The following is a 21,185-nucleotide window of genomic DNA, read 5'->3' as shown; positions in this document are numbered from 1 at the left end:
CCCCATGTGTGATCATTGGCGCATGCGGATCGCCGAGATCGCCGGTACCGAACTGTTCGCCGAGGGCCCGCGCCAGATCGTCCGGGTGACCCTCGAAGAGGGCGCTCCGGCCGAGGTGGTGATCACCGGCGAGGCGACGGGATCCGCGACGGGCGCGGGCGTGGTCGAGGTGCCCGTCGAGACCGGGCGGGCGCCGGGCGAGACCGCCGCCGTCACCGTGCGGGCTGGCGGCGACGAGAAGACCGCCGAGTTCGTCGTGGCCGAGCCCGGCTGGACGGTCTGGATGGTCTCCCACTTCCACTACGACCCCGTCTGGTGGAACACCCAGGCCGCCTACACCACCACGTGGGACACCGCCGGCGACGCCGCCCAGGCCGGTCGTTCGGCCTTCCAGCACGCCGGCTTCGAACTCGTCCTGCTCCACCTGGAGACCGCGCGCAGGGAACCCGGCTACAAGTTCGTGCTCGCCGAGGTCGACTACCTCAAGCCCTTCTGGGACGCCCACCCCGAACACCGCGCCTACCTGAGGAGGCTCATCTTGGAGGGCCGCGTGGAGATCATGGGCGGCACCTACAACGAGCCCAACACCAACCTCACGAGCGCCGAGTCGACGATCCGCAACCTCGTCCACGGCGCCGGGTTTCAGCGCGACGTCCTCGGCGGCGACCCGCGCACCGCCTGGCAACTCGACGCGTTCGGGCACGATCCGCAGTTCCCCGGGCTGGCCGCCGCCGCGGGGCTGACGTCGAGTTCGTGGGCCCGGGGGCCGTTCCACCAGTGGGGGCCGATGCTGGGCGGCGGCGATCCGCGCCGGATGCAGTTCCCGGCCGAGTTCGACTGGGTCGCCCCGTCGGGCGACGGGGTGCTGACCCACTACATGCCCGGCCACTACAGCGCCGGGTGGTGGATGGACTCCGCGACGACCGTCGACGAGGCGGCGGCGGAGGTCTGCAAGTGGTTCCTCGCGCTGAAGCGGGTCGCGGCGACGCGCAACGTGCTGCTGCCGGTGGGCACCGACTACACGCCGCCCAACAAGTGGATCATGGACATCCAGCGGGAGTGGAACGCCCGCTACGCCTGGCCCCGGTTCGTCTGCGGGCTGCCGAAGGAGTTCTTCGCCGCCGTCCGGGCGGAGCGCGCGGAGTTCCTGCCGCAGACGCGCGACATGAACCCCGTCTACACCGGCAAGGACGTCTCGTTCGTCGACACCAAGCAGGTGCAGCGCCGGGCCGAGGTCGTGGTCGCCGACGCGGAGAAGTTCGCCACCCTCGCCGCCGTCCGGAACCGGGCCGGCTATCCGTTCGCGCTGATGGACAAGGCCTGGCGGCAGCTCGTCTACGGCGCCCACCACGACGCGATCACCGGGTCGGAGTCCGACCAGGTCTACCTCGACCTGCTGACGGGGTGGCGGGAGGCGTACACGATCGGTTCGACGACCCTCGACGGCGCGTTGCGGGTGCTCGGCGCGGGGCTGAGCGGGGTGGTGGTCTGGAACCCCTCGTCGTGGCCGCGCACCGACGTCGTGCGGGCGCGGCTCACGCTCCCGCCCGGCTGGCGGGGGATCGCCGAACCCGTGGTGGTCGAGAACGCGGTCGTCGACGGCGACGGGTTCCTCACCGAGGCCGACGTGGTGTTCCTGGCCGAGGACGTGCCGCCGCTCGGATACCGGACCTTCTCCTTCACGCCCGGCGTCAACGCCGGATGGTTGCCCGCCGGGGGCACGTCGATCGCCAACGACACCCACGCCATCACCGCCGACCCCGCGCGGGGCGGCGGCGTGTCGAGCTGGGTCACCGGCGGACGTGAGCTGCTCCAGCCCGGCCAGGTGGGCAACGAGCTGGTCGTCCACGACGAATATCCGGCCCATCCGAAATTCCACGAAGGCCCCTGGCACCTGGTGCCCAAAGGGACCAGGACGAGAAGCTCCGAGAGCGCCGCCGAGGTGGTGGCCGAACGGTCGGCCGCCGGGGAGCGGCTCGTCGTGCGCGGGGCGTTCGGGCCGGTCGCGTACGTGCAGGAGATCACCATCTGGCACGGCCTCAGACGCGTCGACCTGGTCACCCGCCTCGACTTCGACGGCGCCGACCAGCTCGTCCGGCTCCGCTGGCCGGTCGCGATCGACCACGCGCTGCCCGTCAGCGAGGTCGGGAACGCCGTGGTCGGCCGGGGTTTCGCGCTCATCGACGCCGACACCGCCGACCACCCGTGGACCCTCGACAACCCCGCCCACAACTGGTTCGCCCTCTCCGCCACCTGCCGGATCGGCGGGCGCCCCATCGGCGTGGCCGAGATCGTCGCCGGGCCCGACGTGCCGGTGGCCGCCCTGCGGGCGCTCGCGGTCGCGCTCGTGAAGCAGGGCGTCACGGCCACGGTCTCGCGCGCCGACGGCCCCCGCTACGGCGACCTCGCGGTCGACTCCAACCTGCCCGACGTCCGGATCGCGGTCGGCGAGACGCCCTGGCCGAAAGGCTGGCATCCGGCCGCCAGGCCGCTCACCGAGGTCTGGGTGCCGAGCGCCGACCTCACGGCCGTCGACGCCCTGCCGGTCCTGTCGATCGGCGCGGGCGACGTCGGCGCGCTGATCGACGACCTGGCCGACGCGGTCGTCGAGGTCGCGGGGGAGTCCTACGAGCCCTACACGGTCGGGCTGATCAACCGGGGCGTGCCCGGCTTCGCGGTCGAGCCCGGCGGCGCCCTCAACCTGTCCCTGCTCCGGTCGTGTACGGGCTGGCCGTCGGGCATCTGGATCGACCCGCCCCGCCGGACCGTCCCCGACGGCAGCAACTTCCAGCTCCAGCACTGGACCCACGCCTTCGAGTACGCCCTGGTGGCCGGCCCCGGCGACTGGCGGGACACCGGGCTGGTCCACGAGGGCCACGACGTCAACCACCCGCTGATCGCCCGCGACCAGGGCGTGCGGGGCGAACCCGCCGCCGGGTCGCTGCTCGACGTGCCCGCCGGCCTCGTGCTGACCGCGCTGAAGCCCGCGGGCAACCCGATCGCGACCGGCCGGCTGCCCGGCGCGGTCACCGGAATGACGATGCGGCTGTACGAGCCGCATGGGCGTACCGGACAGCTCGACCTGCCCGGCTGGCGGCGGACCGACCTCCTGGAGACCCGCGAGCTGCCCGCCGGGCCGGTGACCGGCATGGACGTGGTGACCCTCACCCGCGACGCCGACGGCGGCGGCGCGGTCCCCGGCGCCGAGCCGTTCCAGCCGGTCTTCACCCGCTACTGGCTGCACAACACCGGCCCCGCGCCGGTCGGCAACCTGCCGGTCGCCGTGCACCTCACCGAGGAGACCGTCACCGTGGCGTCGTCCCTGGTGGAAGGCGTGGCCGAGGGGGTGGTCACGCTCGACGGCGGGCAGACCCGCGCGTTCACCCTGGCGCCGGGCGCCTTCCGGGCCTGGCCCAACGAGGGCTGGACGACGGCCCGGCTGGAGTTCGACGGCCAGACCTTCGAAGACCGCCTCGGCCCGGCGAGGCTCGACGCGACGACCGAGACCCCGCACCTCGCGCTGCGCGCGGGCGAGCGGTCGGAGATCGTGATCCGGCTGACCTGCGACGCCCCGGTCCAGGCCCAGCTCATCAGCCCGTGGCACACCTACGACCTGCTCCCCGTCTGGAACACCGGCGTGGGCCCCGGACGGCACGAGCTCCGTTTCCCGGTCGTCGGCGGGCACCTGCCCGGCCGGTGGTGGGCCCTGGTCAAGCTCGGCTCCGCCGGACGGGTCCACTACACCGAGCCGGTGACCGTCGAGGTGCTCCCGTGATCGCCGCGACCGTGGGCGAGGAGACCGTCTCGGCCGCCGAGGTCGAGGAGCGCCTGACCACCCTGTACGCCGGCCCGCTCGCCGCCCGGCTCCCGCACCCCGGCTCGCCCGAGGGCCGCAACCTGCGCCGCTGGCTGGTCCAGCTCATGACCATGGAACGGGTGGTCGCCCAGGAATGCGACCTCGGAGGGGAGGCCGTTCCGGTGGCGCTGCCGGTCGCGCTGCGCACGGGGGGAGTCGTCGCCGCCGTCCTGGCCACCCCGGCGGGCCGGGCGCTGTTCGAGCGGGTCCACGCCGACGTCCCGCCGGAGGAGGTCCGCGGCTACTACGACCGCAACCGCGACCGCCACCCCGGCCGGTTCGAGGAGGAGTCGCCCCGGATCGAGGCGCATCTCGTCCACGCCAGAAGAGAGGCCCTGTTCGCCCGGTGGCTGGAGGCGCGGCACCGCGAGAAGGTCACGTTGATGCCCGGTTACGAGCATCCCGGCGACCCGCGCCAGCCGGATGCGACACACCGTCACTGACTCGTGCATTTCATGACTCGCCGGGCCGCCGGATGGGCAATGATCCCAGCATGGGACGGCAACTCAGCGCGCTCGACGCACAGTTCTTGAACTTCGAAACGGCCACGAACGTGGCGCACATCGCCAGCCTGGCGGTTTTGGAGGACGCGTCGGTCACCCGCGCCGGGATCATCGGCCTGCTCCGCTCCCGGCTCCACCTGGCGCCCCCGCTCAAACGCCGGCTGGTCCGGGTGCCCTTCGGCCTCGACCACCCCTATTGGGATGAGTCGCAGGACGTCGACTTCGACTACCACGTACGCGAACTGGCCCTCCCGGCCCCCGGCGACGACCACCAGCTCGCCGAGCAGGTGGCCCGCCTGCACGCCCGCAGGCTCGACCGCCACCGGCCGCTGTGGGAGATGTACCTGATCCACGGCCTCCAGGGCGGCCGCTCGGCCGTCTACACCAAGGTCCACCACGCCGCGATCGACGGCATCGCCGGCGCCGAGGTGCTGGCCACCCTCATGGACGTCACCCCCGAACCCCGCGAGGTGCCGCCCTCCGAGGAGCCCTCGGTCAGGGCGCCCGAACCGGCGATCATGCTGAGCAGGGGCGTCGAACGTTTCCTCGACAGCCCGCAGGCGCTGCTCCGGTTCGTGGCCGGCGCGATCCCCAGGCTCGACGAGATCCCGGTGGTCTCGCAGATCCCCGGCACCGGCATGGTGTCGCGCTTCATCCGCGGCGCGGGCTGGCCCGGCGACACCGGCTCGGTCCTGCCCGACCTGCCGAGGCTGACCGTCCCCGCGACGCCCTTCTCCGGCCCGATCTCGCCCCACCGCCGCTTCGCCTTCGGCCGGCTGCCGCTCGACGAGGTGAAGAAGATCAAGAACGAGCGCGGCGTCACCGTCAACGACGTCGTCCTGGCCGTGGCCGCCACCGCGCTGCGCCGCTGGCTCTCCAAGCGCGACGAACTCCCGGTCGAGCCGCTGGTCGTGGGCATCCCGTTCTCCTCGAACGTCCGGCCCGAGCTCGGCAACCAGGTGCTGCTGGCCACCACGACCCTGCCCACCGACGTCGCCGACCCGGAGACCCGGCTGCGGATGATCAGCGCCAACATGGCCACGGTGAAGGAGCGTTTCTCGGTCGCCCCGGCCCGCTGGCTGCTCGACTTCAGCCAGGCCATGCCCGCGGCGCTGAGCGGCCTGGCCGACCGGGCGGCGTTCCGGCTGGCGTCGGGCACGGTGTCGGCGATGAACCTGATGGTCTCGAACGTGCCGGGACCGCAGTTGCCGCTCTACATCCTCGGATCGAGGATCGTCGCCCACTACCCGCTGTCGGTGATCACCGACGTGAGCGGCGGCATGAACATCACGGTGTTCTCCTACGACGGGTTCCTCGACGTCGGGATCGTGGTCGACCGCGAGATGGTCCCGGACGTGTGGGACGTCATCGACTACATGAGAGACGCCCTGGCCGAACTCTGATCCGGGGCGAGCGCGGCCTCCGCCAGTTCCCGCCAGTCGCGCCGCGCTCCCTCGTCCACCGCCTCGCCGAACCCCCGGTCGCCGAGGCGTTCGCGGATCGCGGCGGCGATCCTGGCGACGTCCGGCAGCGAGTGGTCGGGGGTGCCGCGCACCGCCTCGGCCGCGCCGAGCAGCCGGGCGGCCTGCCGGTGCTCGCCCCGGCGGAGGGCGAGGTCGGCGATGCCGATCAGGACGGTGGCGATCAGTGGCGGATATCCGCCGGCCACGGCCACGCGGAACGCCTCGGCCCGGTGGCGGCGGGCCTCGGCGAGGTCGTCGGCGAGGCCGCCGTGCACGTCCATGGCCAGCGCGCGGACCCAGCCGGTCGGGTCGTCGTCGCCCAGCAGCGCCCCGGCCGAGGCGAGCTGCCGCAGGGCCTCCTCGGCGTCGCCGCGCCAGCGGGCGAGCTGGCCCTTGGCGACGGCGAGTTCGGCCAGCACGTTGGGCCAGGCGATGCCGCCCGCGCGGCGCTGCGCCTCGGCCATCGCGGCGGCGCTGCGCTCCTCGTCGCCGAGCAGCCAGTAGAGCTGGGCCTGCCGGGCCCGCAGGCCGACGACGTCCTCGATCGCGCCGACCTCGGTCAGCGCGGTGACCGCCTCGTCGTAGTGGGCGCAGGCCCGCTCGAACGAGCCGCGCATGGCGAGCCGGTCGGCCACGAACGCCAGCGCCGACGAGACGCCCCACCGGTCGCCGACCTCGCGGAACCCGGCCAGGGCGATCTCGCCGTCGGTGTCGACGCCGGTCTCGTCGCCGCCGACCGTGAGCCGCAGCCGGGCCCGGCTGAGCCTGGCCTGCGCGCGCACCCACGGGTCGTCGTCGAGGACGAGCGGGTCGAACGCGGACAGGAACTCCGACGGCTCCCGCAGCATGCGCTCCAGCGGCTCGATGAACCCGAGCATGGGGTGGCGGTAGCCGCCGTGCCGGGCCAGCCGGTGGGCCTCCAGGATCCACTTCTCCGCCTGGAAGTGGTCGCCGCCGAGCCCCGAGGTGACGAACACCGTGACGATCGTGTACACCAGCGCCCGCACCTCGTCGGACACCTCGCCCGGCATCGAGGCCGCCGCCACGCTCAGCTCCGTGCCCTCGGCCCGGTGCCCGCTGAGATACCAGTACCAGCCCGCCGCCGCGGCCAGCCGCATCGCCTCCTCGGACCGGCCGTCGGCGATGGCCCCGCGCAGGGCGGCGGAGAGGTTGTCGTGCTCGGCCTCCAGCGTGGCCAGCCAGTCGAGCTGCTCGGCCCGCCGGAGATGCGGGTCGGCCGTCTCGGCCAGCTCGGTGAAGTAGGCCAGGTGCGCCCGGCGGGCCGCGTCGGTCTCCCCGGCCTCGGCGAGCCGGTCGGCGGCGTACTCCGCGATGACGCCGAGCATGCGGTAGCGGGGCGCGCCCGCGCCGTCGGCGAGCACCAGCGACTTCTCCACCAGGGCGGTCAGCAGCTCCTCCTCGCCGCAGACCCGTACGGCCGCCTCCAGGCTCGCCCCGCCCGCGAACACCGACAACCGCCGCAGCACGCCGCGTTCGGCGTCCGACAGCAGGTCCCAGCTCCAGTCGACGACCGCGCGCAGCGTCCGGTGCCGGGCCAGCGCGGTCCGGCTGCCGCCGGTCAGCAGGCGGAACCGGTCGTCGAGCCGGTGCGCGAGCTGGTCGACCGACATGGTGCGCAGCCGGGCCGCGGCCAGCTCGATCGCCAGCGGCATCCCGTCGAGCGCCCGGCAGATCCGCGCCATCGCGGCGAGGGTGGCCTCGTCGGCGCCGACGTCCTGGCGCACCAGGGCGGCGCGGTCGCGCAGCAGCCGCAGCGCGGGCTCGGCCGCGAGCGGCTCGACCTGCCGCGACACCTCGCCGGTGATGCCGAGCGGTTCGCGGCTGGTGGCCAGGACGCGCAGCCGCCGGCACTCGCCCAGCAGCCGGTCGGCGAGCGCGGCGGCGGCCTCGATGACGTGCTCGCAGTTGTCCAGGACCAGCAGGATCTCGCGGTCGCGGAGCGCGGTGACGAGCCGGTCGACGGGCTCCCCGGCCCGCACCCCGCCGAGCAGGGCCTGGTCGCGCAGCCCGATCGCGGTGAGCGCGGCCTGCGCCAGGTCGGCGCCCGGCCGGAGCGGGGCCAGCTCGACCAGCCACACCCCGTCGGGCAGGCCGGGCAGCATGCTCCGCGCGGTCTCGGTGGCGAGCCGGGTCTTGCCGGCGCCGCCCATCCCGGTCAGGGTGACCAGCCGGTGGCCCGCGGCCAGGGCGGCGACCGCGGCGATCTCGTCGTCCTCGCCGACGAAGCTCGTCAGCTCGGCGCGCAGGTTGGTGGCCCGCCGCTCGCCGCCCGCCTCGCCGCGCAGGACGGCGGTGTGCAGGGCGGTCAGCTCGGCCGACGGGTCGACGCCCAGTTCCTCGGCGAGCCGCTCACGGGTGCGCTGGTAGAGGGTGAGCGCCTCGGCGCCGCGTCCCGCCTCGGCGAGCGCCCGCATCAGCGCCGCGACGAACCCCTCCCGCAGCGGATGGGCGGCGACCAGGCCGGTCAGCTCGGTGACCAGCTCCGATCCGTGGCCCAGGCGCAGGTCGGCGTCGATCCGGTCGCCGAGCGCGGCGAGATGGAGCTCGTCGAGCCGGGCCGCGGCGGCGTCGAAGGTCTCGCTGCCGCGCGGCGCGACGTCGGCCAGGGCCGGGCCGCGCCAGAGCGCCAGGGCCGATCGCAGCAGTTCGGCCCGCATCGGGGGTTCGGCGGTCCGGGCGCGGGCGACCAGGTGCTCGAACCGGGCGACGTCGACGGCGTCGGGGGCCACGGCCAGCCGGTAGCCGCCGGAGTCGGCCTCGACCACGCCGTCGGGCAGCACGCGGCGCAGCCGCGACACCAGCGCCTGCACGGCGTTCACCTCGTCGGCGGGTGGCCGCTCGCCCCAGATCCAGTCGACCAGCCGCGAGCGCGTCACGATCCGGCCGGGCTCCAGGGCGAGCGCGGCCAGCAGGGCCCGCAGCCGGGCCCCGGGAACCTCCACCACGGCACCGGCACCGTTCCGGACCTCGAACGGCCCGAGCAAGTCAACACGCACAGGGCAGTATCGCCCAGAACGGGACCAAGCCACTCGCAAGGGTGCTACAAGTCGCGATCTCTACCGTCGGGTTCCATGAAGAAGACGCTGATCGCCGCCGGTCTGACCGCCCTCGCCCTCGCGGCCGGAAGCCCCGCCGAGGCCGCCGCCGGCATCCACTGGGGCCCGGTGAACTCCACGAACGGCCGCGCCCAGGCCGACGTCCGGATCACCCCGTTCACCGCCGAGACCTTCGTCGTGTACGGCAAACTGCGCGACCGCTCGCCGTCGCACTGCGCCTACATCCGGGCGCGTTTCCACTACACGGGCGGCGGCACCGGCTGGAGCAGGGCGAAGACGACGTGCTCGTCGGCTTCCTTCCGGCTCGGCTCGGACGGTCAGATCAGGCGCGTGGACGTGAAGGTCTGCCTGTACGCCGCCAAGAAGACCTCGCGCTGCTACGTCGAGAAGATCACGCCGGAGATCATCGCGAACTGGCCTCAGTAGGCGAAGTAGGTCCCGTCGCCGGACTTCCCCGGCACCGCGCCCACACATCGGTAGGAGTGGTCGCCCGCCTGGAACGCCTCCTGGGTCGGCGGCAGCACGCTGGGCGACCACCGGTCGGCCGTCACCTTCCGCGCCGTGCCCTGCCGGGACGCCAGCAGCGTCGCCATCGAGCAGAGCTTGGCGACCGTGGGGTGCTTCTCCAGGGTGTTTCCGTTCCAGGTGACGGCGTCCGGGGGCATCGGCGCGATGGCGTAGGTCTCCCACGCGTGCTGCGCCTCGCACCCCACGCGGGGGGCGGTGACCGACCCGGCCAGGCTGAGGATGCTCTCCCAGCACTCGGGCACCCGCACGCAGGCGGCGCCCGCGACGGCCTTGGCCGCCGCGCAGTTCTCCGTGAACGTCGCCACGTTCGCCGGGATGCCGGCCGGTTTCGGCGCGGCGCCGGACCCCGCGGGCGTCCCGTCGTACGTCGCCGGCGGGTCGGCGGTCTGCCCCTCGATCACCCAGTAGGCGATGCCCCCGCCCAGCAGTAACGCGAAGAACACCGCCGCGATGACGAACCCGACCGGTGAGGTCCGCCGCACCGGCGGGGGCGCCGGCGGGCGGTAGGCGGGCGGCCGGGTGGAGGCGTGGTGCTGCGCCGGGCCGTGCTGCGGGTTGAGGGTGGCGGGCCCGCCGACCCGGACGTCCTGGAACGGCGGACGCGGCGGAGGCGGCTGGTAGGGCGGGGGAGCGGGCACCGGCGCGACCGGGCGCGCGGCGGTCGCGTTGCCGTCGGGGTCGAGCGCGGCCAGGGCGTCGCGGAGCTCGGCGGCGGTCTGGGTGCGCTGCGCAGGGTCGGTGACGAGGGCGTGCCGGAGCACGTTCAGCAACCCCTGCGGCACCCCCGGGACGTCGGGCACCGGCTGCCGGTGCAGCGCCATGATGACCGCGATGTTGGCCACGCCGGTGGCCGGGAACCGGGGCGGCCGCCCGTTCAGCAGCGCGTAGAAGGTCGCGGCGAGCGAGTAGACGTCGCCCTGCGCGGTCGGCTCCACCAGCTCGAACGCCTCCGGCGGCGCGTAGGCCGGGGTCAGCGACTCGCGCGTGACCGACAACTCGGCGCCCTCGCCCTTGGACGGCATGGTGGCCAGCCCGAAGTCCGACAGCGCCACCTGCCCGTAGCCGTTCATCAGGATGTTCGCCGGCTTGATGTCCCGGTGGAGCACCCCGTGGGCGTGCGCGGCGGCCACGGCGTCGGAGATCTTGATCCCGATGTCGCGCACCTCGCGTACCGGGAAGGGACCCCGCTCCTTGAGCCGGTCGGCCAGGCTGCCGCCGGGGCACAACTCCAGCACCATGAACGGACGCCCGTCGCCGAGCACCCCCGCGTCGTAGACGTCGGCGACGTTGGGGTGCCCCGACAGGGCCCCGGCCGAGGTGACCTCGCGCATGAAGCGCCGCCGGTCACGGTCGTTGACCAGCACCCTGTTGTCGATCTTCAGCGCGACCTCGCGGCCGACGGCGAGCTGCCGGGCCCGGTACACGATGCCGAACCCGCCCTGGCCGAGGATGCCGAGCACCTCGTACCCCTGGACGAGCGGGGCGCTCGCCTCACTCATGACCCGGGACATTACCGTACAAGTTCACTCTCCGAAGCGGGACAACCGCCCTTTGGACCGGGCGTGCCGCAGCGTCGCGGTGTAGAGCCACAGGGCCACCCCGACGTAGACGACGTCGAGCCCGGCGGCCAGCGCGAGCGTGTCCCACGGCACCGGATCGCCCCCCAGCACCGCCCGCATGCCCTCGAACACGTGGCTGGCCGGAACGGCGGTCGCCAGCCACTGCAACGGCTCGGGCAGCACCGAGACCGGATAGAAGACGCCCGCGACCGGCTGGAACACGAACACCAGGCTCCACGCGATGACCTGCGCGCCCTCGCCGAACCGCAACACCGCCGAGATCGCCACCAGCGCCAGCGCCCACCCGAGCACGAGCAGCACCGCCATGAACGGGATCAGCCCGATCCCGACGCCGAACAGCCCGAACCCGTAGAGCACGTACGCCAGCGTCACCATCACCGCCAGCCCGCCCGCGATCTTGATGAGCGAGAAGAGGATCAGCCCCGTGACGTACTCGCCCGGCGTCACCGGGGTGACGTGCAGGTTGATGAGGTTGCGGCTCCAGACGTCCTCCAGGAACCCGATCGACACCTCGTTGGAGGCCCGGTGCAGCACCTGCCAGAGCAGGACCGCGCCGAGCAGCGCCGACACGATGAACGGCACCTTGTTCGCCTGGAGGAACAGGGTGACGTACCCCCACACCACCAGTTCGATGACCGGCCAGAAGAGGATCTCGAACACCCGGATCGGGCTGCGCCGCATCGCGGCCAGGTCGCGGTAGACCACCCCGGCGACGCGCCGCCACCGGGCCTGCGTGCTGTGCGCTTCGAACGCGATCGCCGTCACGCCGGCACCCCCTCGCGCGCGACCTTGAGGAACACCTCTTCGAGGTCGACGACCCCGAAGTGGGCGGCGAGCTCGGCGGCCGACCCGCTGGCCACGATCCGCCCCGCCGACAGGAAGTGGACGGTGTCGCACATCCGCTCCACCTCCCGCATGTTGTGCGAGGTGATGAGCAGCGCCTTCCCGGTCTCCCGGGCGACCGAGACGAGCAAATTCCTGATCCGCTCCCCGGCGTCGGGGTCGAGCGCCGCGGTGGGCTCGTCGAGGATCAGGAGCTCGGGATCGTTGAGCAGCGCCTTCCCGAGCTGGACGCGGGTGTGCTGCCCCGACGACAGGTCGGCCGTCCGCCGCTTCAGCAGCGGCCCGATCTCCAGCAGCTCGGCGACCTCGGCGACCCTGGCGCGGGGATCGCGGAGCCCGTAGAGCCGGGCGAAGGAGTTGAGCACCTCCCGGACGTGCAGCACCCCCGGCAGCCCGAGATAGCCGGCCGAGAAGTTGACCCGGCTCAGCACCTCGGTCCGGTGCCTCTGCAGATCGAGCCCGAACATCGTGACCGAGCCGGAGTCGGGGGTGACGAGCCCGAGCAGCATGTGCAGGGTGGTCGACTTGCCGGCCCCGTTGGGCCCGAGCAGCCCGGTGATCTCGCCCTGGCCGACGGTGAGACCGACCCCGTCGACGGCCTGCACCGGCCCGAAGCGTTTGGTCAGGGATTGGGCTTCAAGGATGGCCACCGGCCCACGATCCGTTGGCGGACACCCCTGCCGCAACGCATTTTCGCCGACCGGACCTCTCCCGCCGCCGAACTCCTTTCTGTTACGGCTCCCGCCCGCCGTGCCGCCGACCGACCACAGGGAGCGATACTGACAAGATCCACGAACCCCCGGGATTCACCGCCGCGACGGGGATCATCCCCGGCCGGACGTTCCGGGCGGGCCGGAGGAAGTGCGCCTTCGCGCTGTCCTCGGTCGACGGCCCGGTCTTCGTCGGCGCCACCTGCTGGCTTTGAGCAGAGAGTCACACGAGGCGATGCCCGTAGTGATCGGCGAACGGCGTGAGGTCCGGTTCGCCGAACCGCAGCCGCATCGCGTCGAACAGGTCGACCTTGTCCGCGCCGAACCGGGCGATCCGGGCCGCGAAGGCGGCGGGGGAGAAGAACGCCGGCGGGTCGGACTTGCTGTGGAACTTGTCGGCGTACATGACGAGCGCCTCCTCGCCCGTCTCGGCCACGTAGTCGCCGAGGGGGATCGGCAGGTTCTGCGCCACGATGTCGGCGCGGCGCAGGCCGACCCCCGTGTGGCAGGAGGCGAACCGGCGGATCCGCTCGGGCCAGCCGGCCTCGGCGAGCAGCTCGTGGCCGAGCACCCCGTGGCGCACGTAGTGTGCGCCGCGCAGCCGGTAGACGCCGATGTCGTGCAGCAGGCAACCGGCCCTGACCAGGTCGGCGTCGAGGTCCTCCGCGGATCGGGCGAGCAGTTGCTCCGCGATCGCCCACACGATCTCGCAGTGGGTGAAGACGACCTCGAACGCTTCGGGGGAGGGCGCGTGCTCGCGGTGCAGCTCGCGAATCTCGCGATCCGTGGGAATCACCCCCAGACCCTATTCACCGGTGCAGCCCGCGTAGCACCGGCAGGCCGCTTCCGGCGTCGAGGACGATCCGGTCGCCGAGCGGCCGGGTGAGCGTCACCTGGGCCGTGGCCACCTTGAGGATGGCCGGGCACACCTCGTCACCGGTGGGCGTCGACGCCACGCCGACCACCACCACCCGGCCGGTCTCGTGGACGGGCAGCCCCGTCACGTTCTCGCAGACGCCGAAGCCGTAGCGGACGGTCAGCGCCGCGGGCCCGCCCGCGACGAGGTCGTACGCGTGGACCTGCTCGATCTCGCCCTGGGCGCGGCGCGGCCGTTCGGTGACGGCCGACGGGTCGACGGCCACCCGGACGAAGGGCTGGTCGACCCCTTCGACGGCGTACCGCCAGGCCGGGACCCGGACCTCGCCCCGGCTGGTCTCCACGGGCACCTCGCCCAGCGTCACGCCGGTGATCACGAGAGGCCGGCACCCGCGGGCCGGGCAGGGGTCTTCGATGAGATGGGTGGCGCCGGCGAACTTCGTGTACTCGGCCGCCGCCGAGACGAGCGGAAGGTGGGACACCGATCCGTCGGGCCAGCGCACCGCCGCGGGGGAAGGGGCCCGCGTCGGCAATGTGGTGGCCAGCCGCCAGATCCGGTTGTGGGCGCTCTGCCCGGCCCAGTGGGGGACGCGCCCGACACGCGCCCAGCCCTGCGGGTTCAGCACCTCCAGCGGCACGAACCCCGTGCGCCAGGCCCGGTCGGCGGCCGACCCCTGCCACCTTGCCGCCACGTCGCGGGCCCGCCCTTCGAATCCGCCGGGGAGGCCGGGGAAGTCGCAGGAGACCAGCAGGAGCACCAGCGACAGCCGAACGAGCAGGGTCCGCGTCATCGGGCAACCCTAACCCGGCCGACCGACAAGATCCACAAGTCAGATGTTCGGAACATCCAGATGGTCGGAGTATGATTTCCGGGTGCTGACCCTCCACTCACTCCGCTGCGCCGGTTCCACGACGCTCGCGCGGCTGGCCGAGGTCGCCGGGCGTGCCGAGGCCGACGTCGAGTCCGAGCTGATCGACCTGGCCGTGGCCGGGCTGGTGACGTTCGAGCCGGGGCCCTTCGGCGGGTGGGGGATCACCCCGGCGGGCCGGGCCGTCCACGCGACCTGGATCGCCGACGAGCTGGCCGCCGCCGGGACCGAGGCGGCCGTGGCCGCGGCGCTCGACCGGTTCCTGCCGTTGAACGCCGAGTTGCTCGACCTGTGCGAGGCGTGGCAGCTCCGGCCCGACGTGCGGGTGCTCGGGCTGCTCGGCGATCTCGACCGGCGGGCCGGGGCCGTCTGCGCCGACCTGACCGAGGCGCTGCCCCGGTTCGGGCGCTACCGCGTGCGGCTCGCGGAGGCGCTGGCGCGGGTGCGCGCGGGGGAGACCCGCTACGTGACCGACGACATGGCGTCCTACCACGTCATCTGGTTCCAGCTTCACGAGGATCTGCTGCTCACGCTCGGCATCCCCCGGTGAGGTGGGTGCGCTCCCTGTCGTCCGGGGAGCCGGTGGAGGTGATCGGCGGGAAGGCCCACGGGCTGGGGACGTTGCGGCGGCTCGGGCTGGCCGTGCCGGCCGGATTCGTGATCGGCGCCGACGCCTGCCGCGCCTACCTGCGCGACGGCCGCCTGCCGGGCGGGCTGGCCGGTGAGGTCTCGGCCGCCGTCGCGGGGCTGGCCGCGCGCGAGGTGTCGGTGCGGTCGGGTGCGAGCGTGTCGATGCCCGGCATGATGACGACCGTCCTCGGCCTGCCCGCCGACCCGGTCGAGCCCCTGCTCGACGCCGTCGCCGAGGTCTTCGCGTCGTGGCACACGCCGCGGGCGCGGACGTACCGGGAACTGAACGGCATCCCCCACGACCTCGGCACCGCCGTGACGATCCAGGCCATGGTGTACGGCGACCGCGACCCCCGCAGCGGAACGGGTGCCGCCTTCACCCGCGACCCGACGACGGGCGCGGCCGTCCCCTTCGGCGACGTCCTGTTCGGGCGGCGCGGCGACGCGGTGGTCTCGGGCCGGGAGCCGGCCCTGCCGCTGGGCGACCTGGCCGGGCGGGAACCCCGGGTGTGGGCCGGGCTGACCCGCGCGATGACGCGCGTCGAATCCCACTACCGCGACGCCTGCTACCTGGAGTTCACCTACGAGAGCGGCGACCTGTGGTTCCTCCAGGTGCGTCCCGGCCGGTTCACCGGCGCCGCCGCCGTCGTGGTGGCCGCCGACCTGGCCGACGAGGGCGTCATCGGGCGCGACGAGGCGCTGCTGCGGGTCGCGCCGGAGGACCTCCGGCGGGTGGCCCGCATCGCCGGTCCCGCCGACGTCGTCGCCCGGGGGCTGGGCGCCTGCCCGGGGGTGGCGACCGGACGGGTCGCCACCAGCGCCGAGGCGGCGGTCCGGATGGCCGCCGCCGGGCCCGTCGTCCTGGTGCGCCCGGAGACCTCCCCCCTCGACCTGCGCGGCATGGCGGCCGCCGCCGGGATCGTCACGGCCCGAGGCGGCCCGGCCAGCCACGCGGCCGTCGTCGCCCGCGCGATGGGCCGACCGGCCGTGGTCGGCGCAGCCGGGCTGGTCGTGTCGGCGGGTTCGGTGCGCGCCGGCGGGCGGGCGATCCCCGAGGGCGCCCTCGTCACGATCGACGGGACCAGCGGAGACGTGGCGCTGGGCGAGCCCGCCGTGACCACGGAACTCGCCGACGCCCACGTCCACCGCCTGCTCGGCTGGGCCGACGAGGTCTCGGGCGGCGCCTCCGACCGGCCCGGGGCCGAACGCCTGCGGGCGGCCCACGCCGTCCTCAGACAGTGAAATGGTCATTTTCGTCCCTTGTGTCGCGTGCTGCTCCGGAAGGGCGGGCAGATCTCCGGACCAGGCGCCGCCACTGAGGGGACACCGTGAACAAGAAGGAAAACCCGGTCGCCAAGGCCGTCGACAAGGTCATCGACGCGATCTCCGACCACGGCGGGGCCGAGATCCCCGGCCGGCCCGGCAGCGCGCCTCCGCAGGTCGCCGAACCGGTCGAGCCGCGCGGGCCGCTGCCGCCCAAACCCGACCAGCGCGGCCCCGACCCGTTCACGGCCACGGGGCAGCCCTCGGGTGACACCACCGAGACGCGGGCGCAGGGCGGCGCCCACCTGACCACCGCGACGGGGACCCGCCTGCCCGACACCGACCACTCGCTCAAGGCGGGCCCGCGCGGGCCGGTGCTGCTGCGCGACCACCACCTGCGCGAGAAGATCACCCACTTCGACCACGAGCGCATCCCCGAGCGGGTCGTGCACGCGCGCGGCGCGGCCGCCCACGGCGTCTTCCGCGGCTACGGCACCGCCTCGAAGGTCACCAAGGCCGCCTTCCTGGGCAAGGACGTGGAGACGCCGGTCTTCGTGCGCTTCTCCACCGTGCTCGGCTCGCGCGGTTCGGCCGACGCCGTGCGCGACACCCGGGGGTTCGCGACCAAGTTCTACACCTCCGAGGGCGTCTTCGACCTGGTCGGCAACAACATCCCGGTCTTCTTCATCCAGGACGCCATCAAGTTCCCCGACGTCATCCACGCCGGCAAGCCCCACCCCGACCGCGAGATCCCGCAGGCGCAGAGCGCCCACGACACGTTCTGGGACTTCGTCTCGCTGCACACCGAGGCGACCCACCACACGTTGTGGAACATGTCCGACCGGGGCATCCCGAGGTCGTACCGGATGATGGAGGGGTTCGGGGTCCACACCTTCCGCCTCGTCGCCGCCGACGGCGGCACCGCGCTGGCCAAGTTCCACTGGAAGCCGAAGGCGGGCGTGCACTCGCTGGTCTGGGAGGAGGCGCAGATCGTCAACGGGGTCGACCCCGACTTCCACCGCCGCGACCTGGCCGACGCCATCGAGGCGGGCGCCTACCCGGAGTGGGAGTTCGGCGTCCAGATCTTCCCCGACTCCCCGGACCAGACGTTCGAGGGCATCGACCTGCTCGACCCCACGAAGATCGTGCCCGAGGAACTCGCGCCGGTGCAGCCGATCGGCCTGCTGACGCTGAACGCCAACCCGGTCAACTTCTTCGCCGAGACCGAGCAGGTCGCCTTCCACGTCGGCCACCTCGTGCCCGGCATCGACGTGACCGACGACCCGCTGCTCGCGGGCCGCCTGTTCTCCTACCTCGACACGCAGATCAGCCGCCTGGGCGGCCCGAACTTCGTCCAGCTCCCCATCAACCGGCCGCACGCCCCGGTCAACGACATGCTGCGCGACGGCATGCACCAGACCGCCGTGCACACGGGGGTCGCGCCCTACCGGCCGAACTCCCTCGACGGCGGCTGCCCGTTCCAGGCGCCCGGCGGCTACGTGGAGGTCCCGGTCCCCGTCGAGGCTGCGGCCCGCGGCCGGGTGGCGCCCGCCTCCTTCGACGACCACTTCAGCCAGCCGCGCCTGTTCTGGCTGAGCATGTCGCCGGTGGAGCAGGCGCACATCATCGCCGCCTACACCTTCGAGCTGAGCAAGGTGTTCGAGCAGGCCATCAGGGAGCGCCAGCTCCAGGTGCTGGCGCGGATCGACCCCTACCTGTGCGAGCAGGTGGCGCTCGGCCTCGGCCTGCCGGTCCCCGAGGGCAAACCCGAGGTGTACGTCGAGCCGAGCCCCGCGTTGTCGCAGGTCGGCCGCCAGTGGCCGACGACGGGCCGGATCATCGGCATCGTCGCGGGCGACGACCTCGACGCCCTGCGGACGGTCCGCCAGACCGTGCTCGACGGCGGGATGGTGCCGCTGGTGATCGCGCCCACGGGCGGCGTCCTGCCCGGCCCGGGAGACCCGATCTCGGTCCAGCGCACCTTCGCCGCCGCCCGCTCGGTCGAGTTCGACGCGATCGTCGTGGCGGGCGCGCCCGCGCCCGGGGCCGACGCCATCGGCGCCCGTGACGCCAAGGCGGGCCTGAGCGGCCACGTCGACCCGCGTGTCTCGCTGATGCTGAACGAGGCCTACCGGCACGGCAAGCCGCTGGGCGGCTGGGACGGCGCGGCCGACGCCTTCGCCTCTGCGGGCATCCCGCCCGGCGCGCCCGGCGTGGTCGTCGGCGACGCGGGCCCGGCGGTGCTGGGCGAGGTCGTCACCCTGCTGGGCGGCCACCGCGTCTGGTCGCGTTTCCCCGCCTCGCTGGGCCCGAACGCCTGAGGGGGCTAGATGTCGAGGTCCTCGACGGCCGGGCTGCCGCCGAGATCGGTGATCATGGCGTAGAACTCGTCGGGGACCTTGCCGCGCAGTTGCTCGAAGGTCTCCAGCACCTCGATCGTCGACTCGCCCTGGATGAACCCCCAGTCGGAGTCGGCCAGCCCGAGGTAGGTGCGCAGCGCCTCACGGGAGAACAGCCCCGTCAGCCAGTTGTCGGCGTCGCGGGTCATGCTGTCGGTCCACTCGGGGGAGCGCTCGACGTGCAGGACGTACTTGCCCTTGCGCGACCGGTAGACCCGGAACATCTCGTTCCGCTGCCCGGCCGTGCGCCCCCACTCGCCGAGCAGGATCCCGGAGAAACGCTGCTTGCGCACCGCCGCCCCCTGCCCGACCTTCACGATGATCTCGTCATAGCCCTCCTCCCGCCCCTCCTCCATCTCGACGTAGCGCCGCAACGCGGTGCTGATCGCGGCCGAGAGCTTGCCTCCGGCGAGCTCGGTGGCCCGCTGGAAGAGCGGCAGGTCGTCATCCGAGACGTAGATCGTCTTATTGGGCATCGTCGGCCTCCTCCGTATGCACATGAGCATACGTATGCGGCATGGGCCGCCAGATCCTGATCTCCGTCGCCGGGAGGCGTTCGGGGAAGGCGCCCTCGCCGAGCAGCGCCCGCAGGTCGTGTTCGAAGGCGGCGAGCCGGTCGCCGAACAGGTGCGGCGCGGCGTCGGAGCGGGAGAAGGTCCAGGCCACGAGGTCGTCGGCCGTGCGGGTGACCGTCTCCCCGGCCGGGACGACGACACGTTCGGCCGCACCGAACCCGGCCCGCGCCAGGACGAGGTCCTCCCGCCCCGGCGTCCCGTTCACGAGCACCCCCCGCCCCGCGCGGCGCACCGGGCCGAGATAGCGGCGGACCAGCTCGCCGATCTCGCCGTAGACGGGCGGGGGCGGGCCCTGGACCTCGCCGATGTGCACGAACGCGCCCCCGGGCGGCAACATCCGCAGGACCGTCGCGGCGACGCGGTCGCGGTCGGTCCAGTGGAACGACTGGGCGAACACCACCGCCTGGAACACGCCCAGGTCACCGGGCAGGTCCTCGGCCCGCCCGGCCACCCAGCGGACGTTGCGCACACCCCGGCGCTCCGCCCGCCGGCGGGCCTCGGCCAGCATGCCGGGGTCGGGGTCGAGACCGATCGCCTCGCCGACGAACGGGGCCGTCGCGAGGGTGACGATCCCCGGGCCGCAGCCGACGTCGAGCAGCCGGCTCCGGCCGTCGAGGCCGAGGGCGGCGGCCAGCGTCCCGGCGTAGCCGGGGGCGTAGGGGAGCCGGCCGCGTTCGTAGTGGGCCGCGGTGCCCTCGAACAGGGTCTCGTCCCAGCGCCAGCCGTCAGCCATGCGACCACGGTAACGGCCGGGTGAGCCCGAGCGGCCCGCTGATCGACTTTCCGCTCGTTCGGTGGTGCCCCACGGGAATCGTTGCCCTGCAAGAGCCGGCCGGGGCGCTGAGGGGATCAGGCCACCGCGGGCCTGGCCGGGGGTGGCGGCTCCGGCGGGGACGCGGGCGGGCCCGAGTCGGGGGAGCGGCCCTGCGCGTTGCGGATCAGGGCCACGATCACCGAGGTCACCGGGGCCGCGAGGAACGCCCCGATGATGCCCGCGACGACGCTGCCGACCGTCAGGGCCACCAGGATCACCGCACCCGGCAGGTCGAGCGCCTTGCCGTAGATCATCGGGGCCAGCACGTGGCCCTCCAGCTGCTGCACGAGGATCGTCACCGCGATCACGATCAGGGCCACCAGCCAGCCCTTGGCCACGAAGGCCACCACCGCCGCCAGCAGGCCCGCGAACAGCGCGCCGATGACCGGCAGGAACGCCCCGACGAACGTCAGCACCGCCAGCGGCAGCGCGATCGGCACGCCCAGGATCCACAACGCCATGCCGATGAAGAAGGCGTCGACGAAGCCGACCACCGCGACCCCCCGCACGTAACGGCCGACCGTGTCGAAGACGATCCTGCAGGTGGTCATGATGTGGTCGCGGCTGCCGCGCGGGGCCAGGTCGGCGACCCAGCGGACCAGGTGGTCGCCGCCGTGGACCAGGTAGACCGCCAGGATCAGGGCCAGCACGCCGCCGACCACGATCTCGCCGATGGTCTTGACCCCCGTGAGCGCCCCGGAGAAGATCTCCTCGCCGCGCCGGGACAACTGCGTCTGGACGTCGGTGACGAGTTCCTGGATGCGGGCCCGGTCGAAGCCGAAGCTCGCCGCGGTGCCCTGGAGGTCGGCGACCACCTTGCCGACGCTGTTGCTCAGCTCGGTGAAGCCGTCGATCGTCGGGGGGACCAGCAGCGCGATGAAGCCCGCCAGCACCGCGATCACCCCGATGAACGCGAGCAGCGTGGACAGGGCGCGGTTCAGCCCCAACCGGCGCAACCGGCGCGCCGGGGGCATCATCAGCGCGGTGATGAAGATCGCGAACACGACACTGATCGCGACCGTCCTGACCTGGTAGACGATCCACAACACGACCGCCGTCAGGGCGATCAGGATGAGGATCCGTCCCGCCGTCGCGCTGGCCCTGCGCAGGCCGTCCCCTGATGCCGCCGGATCTGCCATCGGCGTTCCCTCCCCGTCACGATCGGTGCCCGCCGATGATCCCAGAGAACCCGGGCGGTC

Annotated in this window: 16 protein-coding genes; 7 read left to right on the top strand and 9 right to left on the bottom strand. The window is 73.4% G+C overall.

Translation table 11 applies throughout. The annotated features are described in order from the left end of the window. Positions 1 to 22 precede the first annotated feature (22 nt). The 3 genes from AW273_RS10660 to AW273_RS10650 are packed head-to-tail and all read left to right on the top strand — an operon-like array spanning position 23 to position 5,762. Positions 23 to 3,775: a glycoside hydrolase family 38 N-terminal domain-containing protein gene (locus tag AW273_RS10660; RefSeq protein WP_062347754.1), complete on the top strand. Its 3,753-nt coding sequence runs from the start codon at positions 23 to 25 to the stop codon at positions 3,773 to 3,775. Next, complete coding sequence (locus AW273_RS10655) at positions 3,772 to 4,299, top strand: DUF7158 domain-containing protein (RefSeq protein WP_062347752.1); 528 nt, start codon at positions 3,772 to 3,774, stop codon at positions 4,297 to 4,299. The genes AW273_RS10660 and AW273_RS10655 overlap by 4 nt, the downstream gene beginning before the upstream one ends. Before the next feature lie 50 nt (positions 4,300 to 4,349). Further along, positions 4,350 to 5,762, top strand: a complete 1,413-nt coding sequence (locus AW273_RS10650) for a WS/DGAT/MGAT family O-acyltransferase (protein ID WP_062347750.1) — start codon at positions 4,350 to 4,352, stop codon at positions 5,760 to 5,762. Here AW273_RS10650 and AW273_RS10645 read toward each other — a convergent pair. Further along, positions 5,732 to 8,788, bottom strand: a complete 3,057-nt coding sequence (locus AW273_RS10645; RefSeq protein ID WP_232327269.1) for an AfsR/SARP family transcriptional regulator — start codon at positions 8,786 to 8,788, stop codon at positions 5,732 to 5,734. The two genes, AW273_RS10650 and AW273_RS10645, sit on opposite strands and share 31 nt — an antisense overlap. A 126-nt stretch (positions 8,789 to 8,914) precedes the next feature. On the opposite strand from AW273_RS10645, the gene AW273_RS10640 reads away from it, so the two are divergent. Then, positions 8,915 to 9,325 carry a hypothetical protein gene (locus AW273_RS10640; protein ID WP_062347746.1) on the top strand — a complete coding sequence of 137 codons (411 nt, stop codon included), beginning with the start codon at positions 8,915 to 8,917 and terminating at the stop codon, positions 9,323 to 9,325. On the opposite strand, the gene AW273_RS10635 is transcribed toward AW273_RS10640, so the two are convergent. From AW273_RS10635 to AW273_RS10615, 5 genes are all read right to left on the bottom strand, one after another. Beyond that, the gene (locus AW273_RS10635; protein WP_062347992.1) at positions 9,319 to 10,926 is read right to left on the bottom strand and encodes a serine/threonine-protein kinase; all 1,608 of its coding nucleotides are present in this window, start codon (positions 10,924 to 10,926) and stop codon (positions 9,319 to 9,321) included. The two genes, AW273_RS10640 and AW273_RS10635, sit on opposite strands and share 7 nt — an antisense overlap. 24 nt (positions 10,927 to 10,950) lie before the next feature. After that, a complete protein-coding gene (locus AW273_RS10630) occupies positions 10,951 to 11,772 on the bottom strand; it encodes an ABC transporter permease (protein ID WP_062347744.1) in 822 nt (273 codons plus the stop codon). Then, positions 11,769 to 12,500, bottom strand: a complete 732-nt coding sequence (locus AW273_RS10625) for an ABC transporter ATP-binding protein (RefSeq protein ID WP_062347741.1) — start codon at positions 12,498 to 12,500, stop codon at positions 11,769 to 11,771. Before AW273_RS10625 ends, AW273_RS10630 begins: the two co-directional genes overlap by 4 nt. A gap of 283 nt (positions 12,501 to 12,783) precedes the next feature. Next, entirely contained in the window at positions 12,784 to 13,356 is a 573-nt protein-coding gene (locus AW273_RS10620) for an HDIG domain-containing metalloprotein (RefSeq protein WP_062347739.1), read from the bottom strand. 13 nt (positions 13,357 to 13,369) lie between these two features. Next, positions 13,370 to 14,227, bottom strand: a complete 858-nt coding sequence (locus AW273_RS10615; RefSeq protein ID WP_062347737.1) for a hypothetical protein — start codon at positions 14,225 to 14,227, stop codon at positions 13,370 to 13,372. Positions 14,228 to 14,309: 82 nt separating this feature from the next. Between AW273_RS10615 and AW273_RS10610 the strand changes: the two genes are divergently transcribed. From AW273_RS10610 to AW273_RS10600, 3 genes are all read left to right on the top strand, one after another. After that, complete coding sequence (locus tag AW273_RS10610) at positions 14,310 to 14,855, top strand: transcriptional regulator (protein WP_232327267.1); 546 nt, start codon at positions 14,310 to 14,312, stop codon at positions 14,853 to 14,855. A 5-nt stretch (positions 14,856 to 14,860) separates the two neighbouring features. Then, positions 14,861 to 16,177, top strand: a complete 1,317-nt coding sequence (locus AW273_RS10605; protein ID WP_232327266.1) for a PEP/pyruvate-binding domain-containing protein — start codon at positions 14,861 to 14,863, stop codon at positions 16,175 to 16,177. Positions 16,178 to 16,263: 86 nt separating this feature from the next. Continuing rightward, the gene (locus AW273_RS10600; RefSeq protein WP_062347730.1) at positions 16,264 to 18,519 is read left to right on the top strand and encodes a catalase; all 2,256 of its coding nucleotides are present in this window, start codon (positions 16,264 to 16,266) and stop codon (positions 18,517 to 18,519) included. A gap of 5 nt (positions 18,520 to 18,524) precedes the next feature. On the opposite strand, the gene AW273_RS10595 is transcribed toward AW273_RS10600, so the two are convergent. From AW273_RS10595 to AW273_RS10585, 3 genes are all read right to left on the bottom strand, one after another. Then, entirely contained in the window at positions 18,525 to 19,073 is a 549-nt protein-coding gene (locus tag AW273_RS10595; protein ID WP_062347721.1) for an EXLDI protein, read from the bottom strand. Beyond that, positions 19,063 to 19,905 carry a class I SAM-dependent methyltransferase gene (locus AW273_RS10590; RefSeq protein WP_062347719.1) on the bottom strand — a complete coding sequence of 281 codons (843 nt, stop codon included), beginning with the start codon at positions 19,903 to 19,905 and terminating at the stop codon, positions 19,063 to 19,065. The genes AW273_RS10595 and AW273_RS10590 overlap by 11 nt, the downstream gene beginning before the upstream one ends. A gap of 116 nt (positions 19,906 to 20,021) precedes the next feature. Beyond that, positions 20,022 to 21,125: an AI-2E family transporter gene (locus AW273_RS10585; protein WP_062347717.1), complete on the bottom strand. Its 1,104-nt coding sequence runs from the start codon at positions 21,123 to 21,125 to the stop codon at positions 20,022 to 20,024. Positions 21,126 to 21,185 lie beyond the last annotated feature (60 nt).

This window comes from Herbidospora yilanensis (assembly GCF_001570565.1).
Taxonomy (GTDB): Bacteria; Actinomycetota; Actinomycetes; order Streptosporangiales; family Streptosporangiaceae; genus Herbidospora; species Herbidospora yilanensis.
Note: the sequence above shows the minus strand (reverse complement) of the source record. Positions and strands in the feature narration are given on the sequence as shown.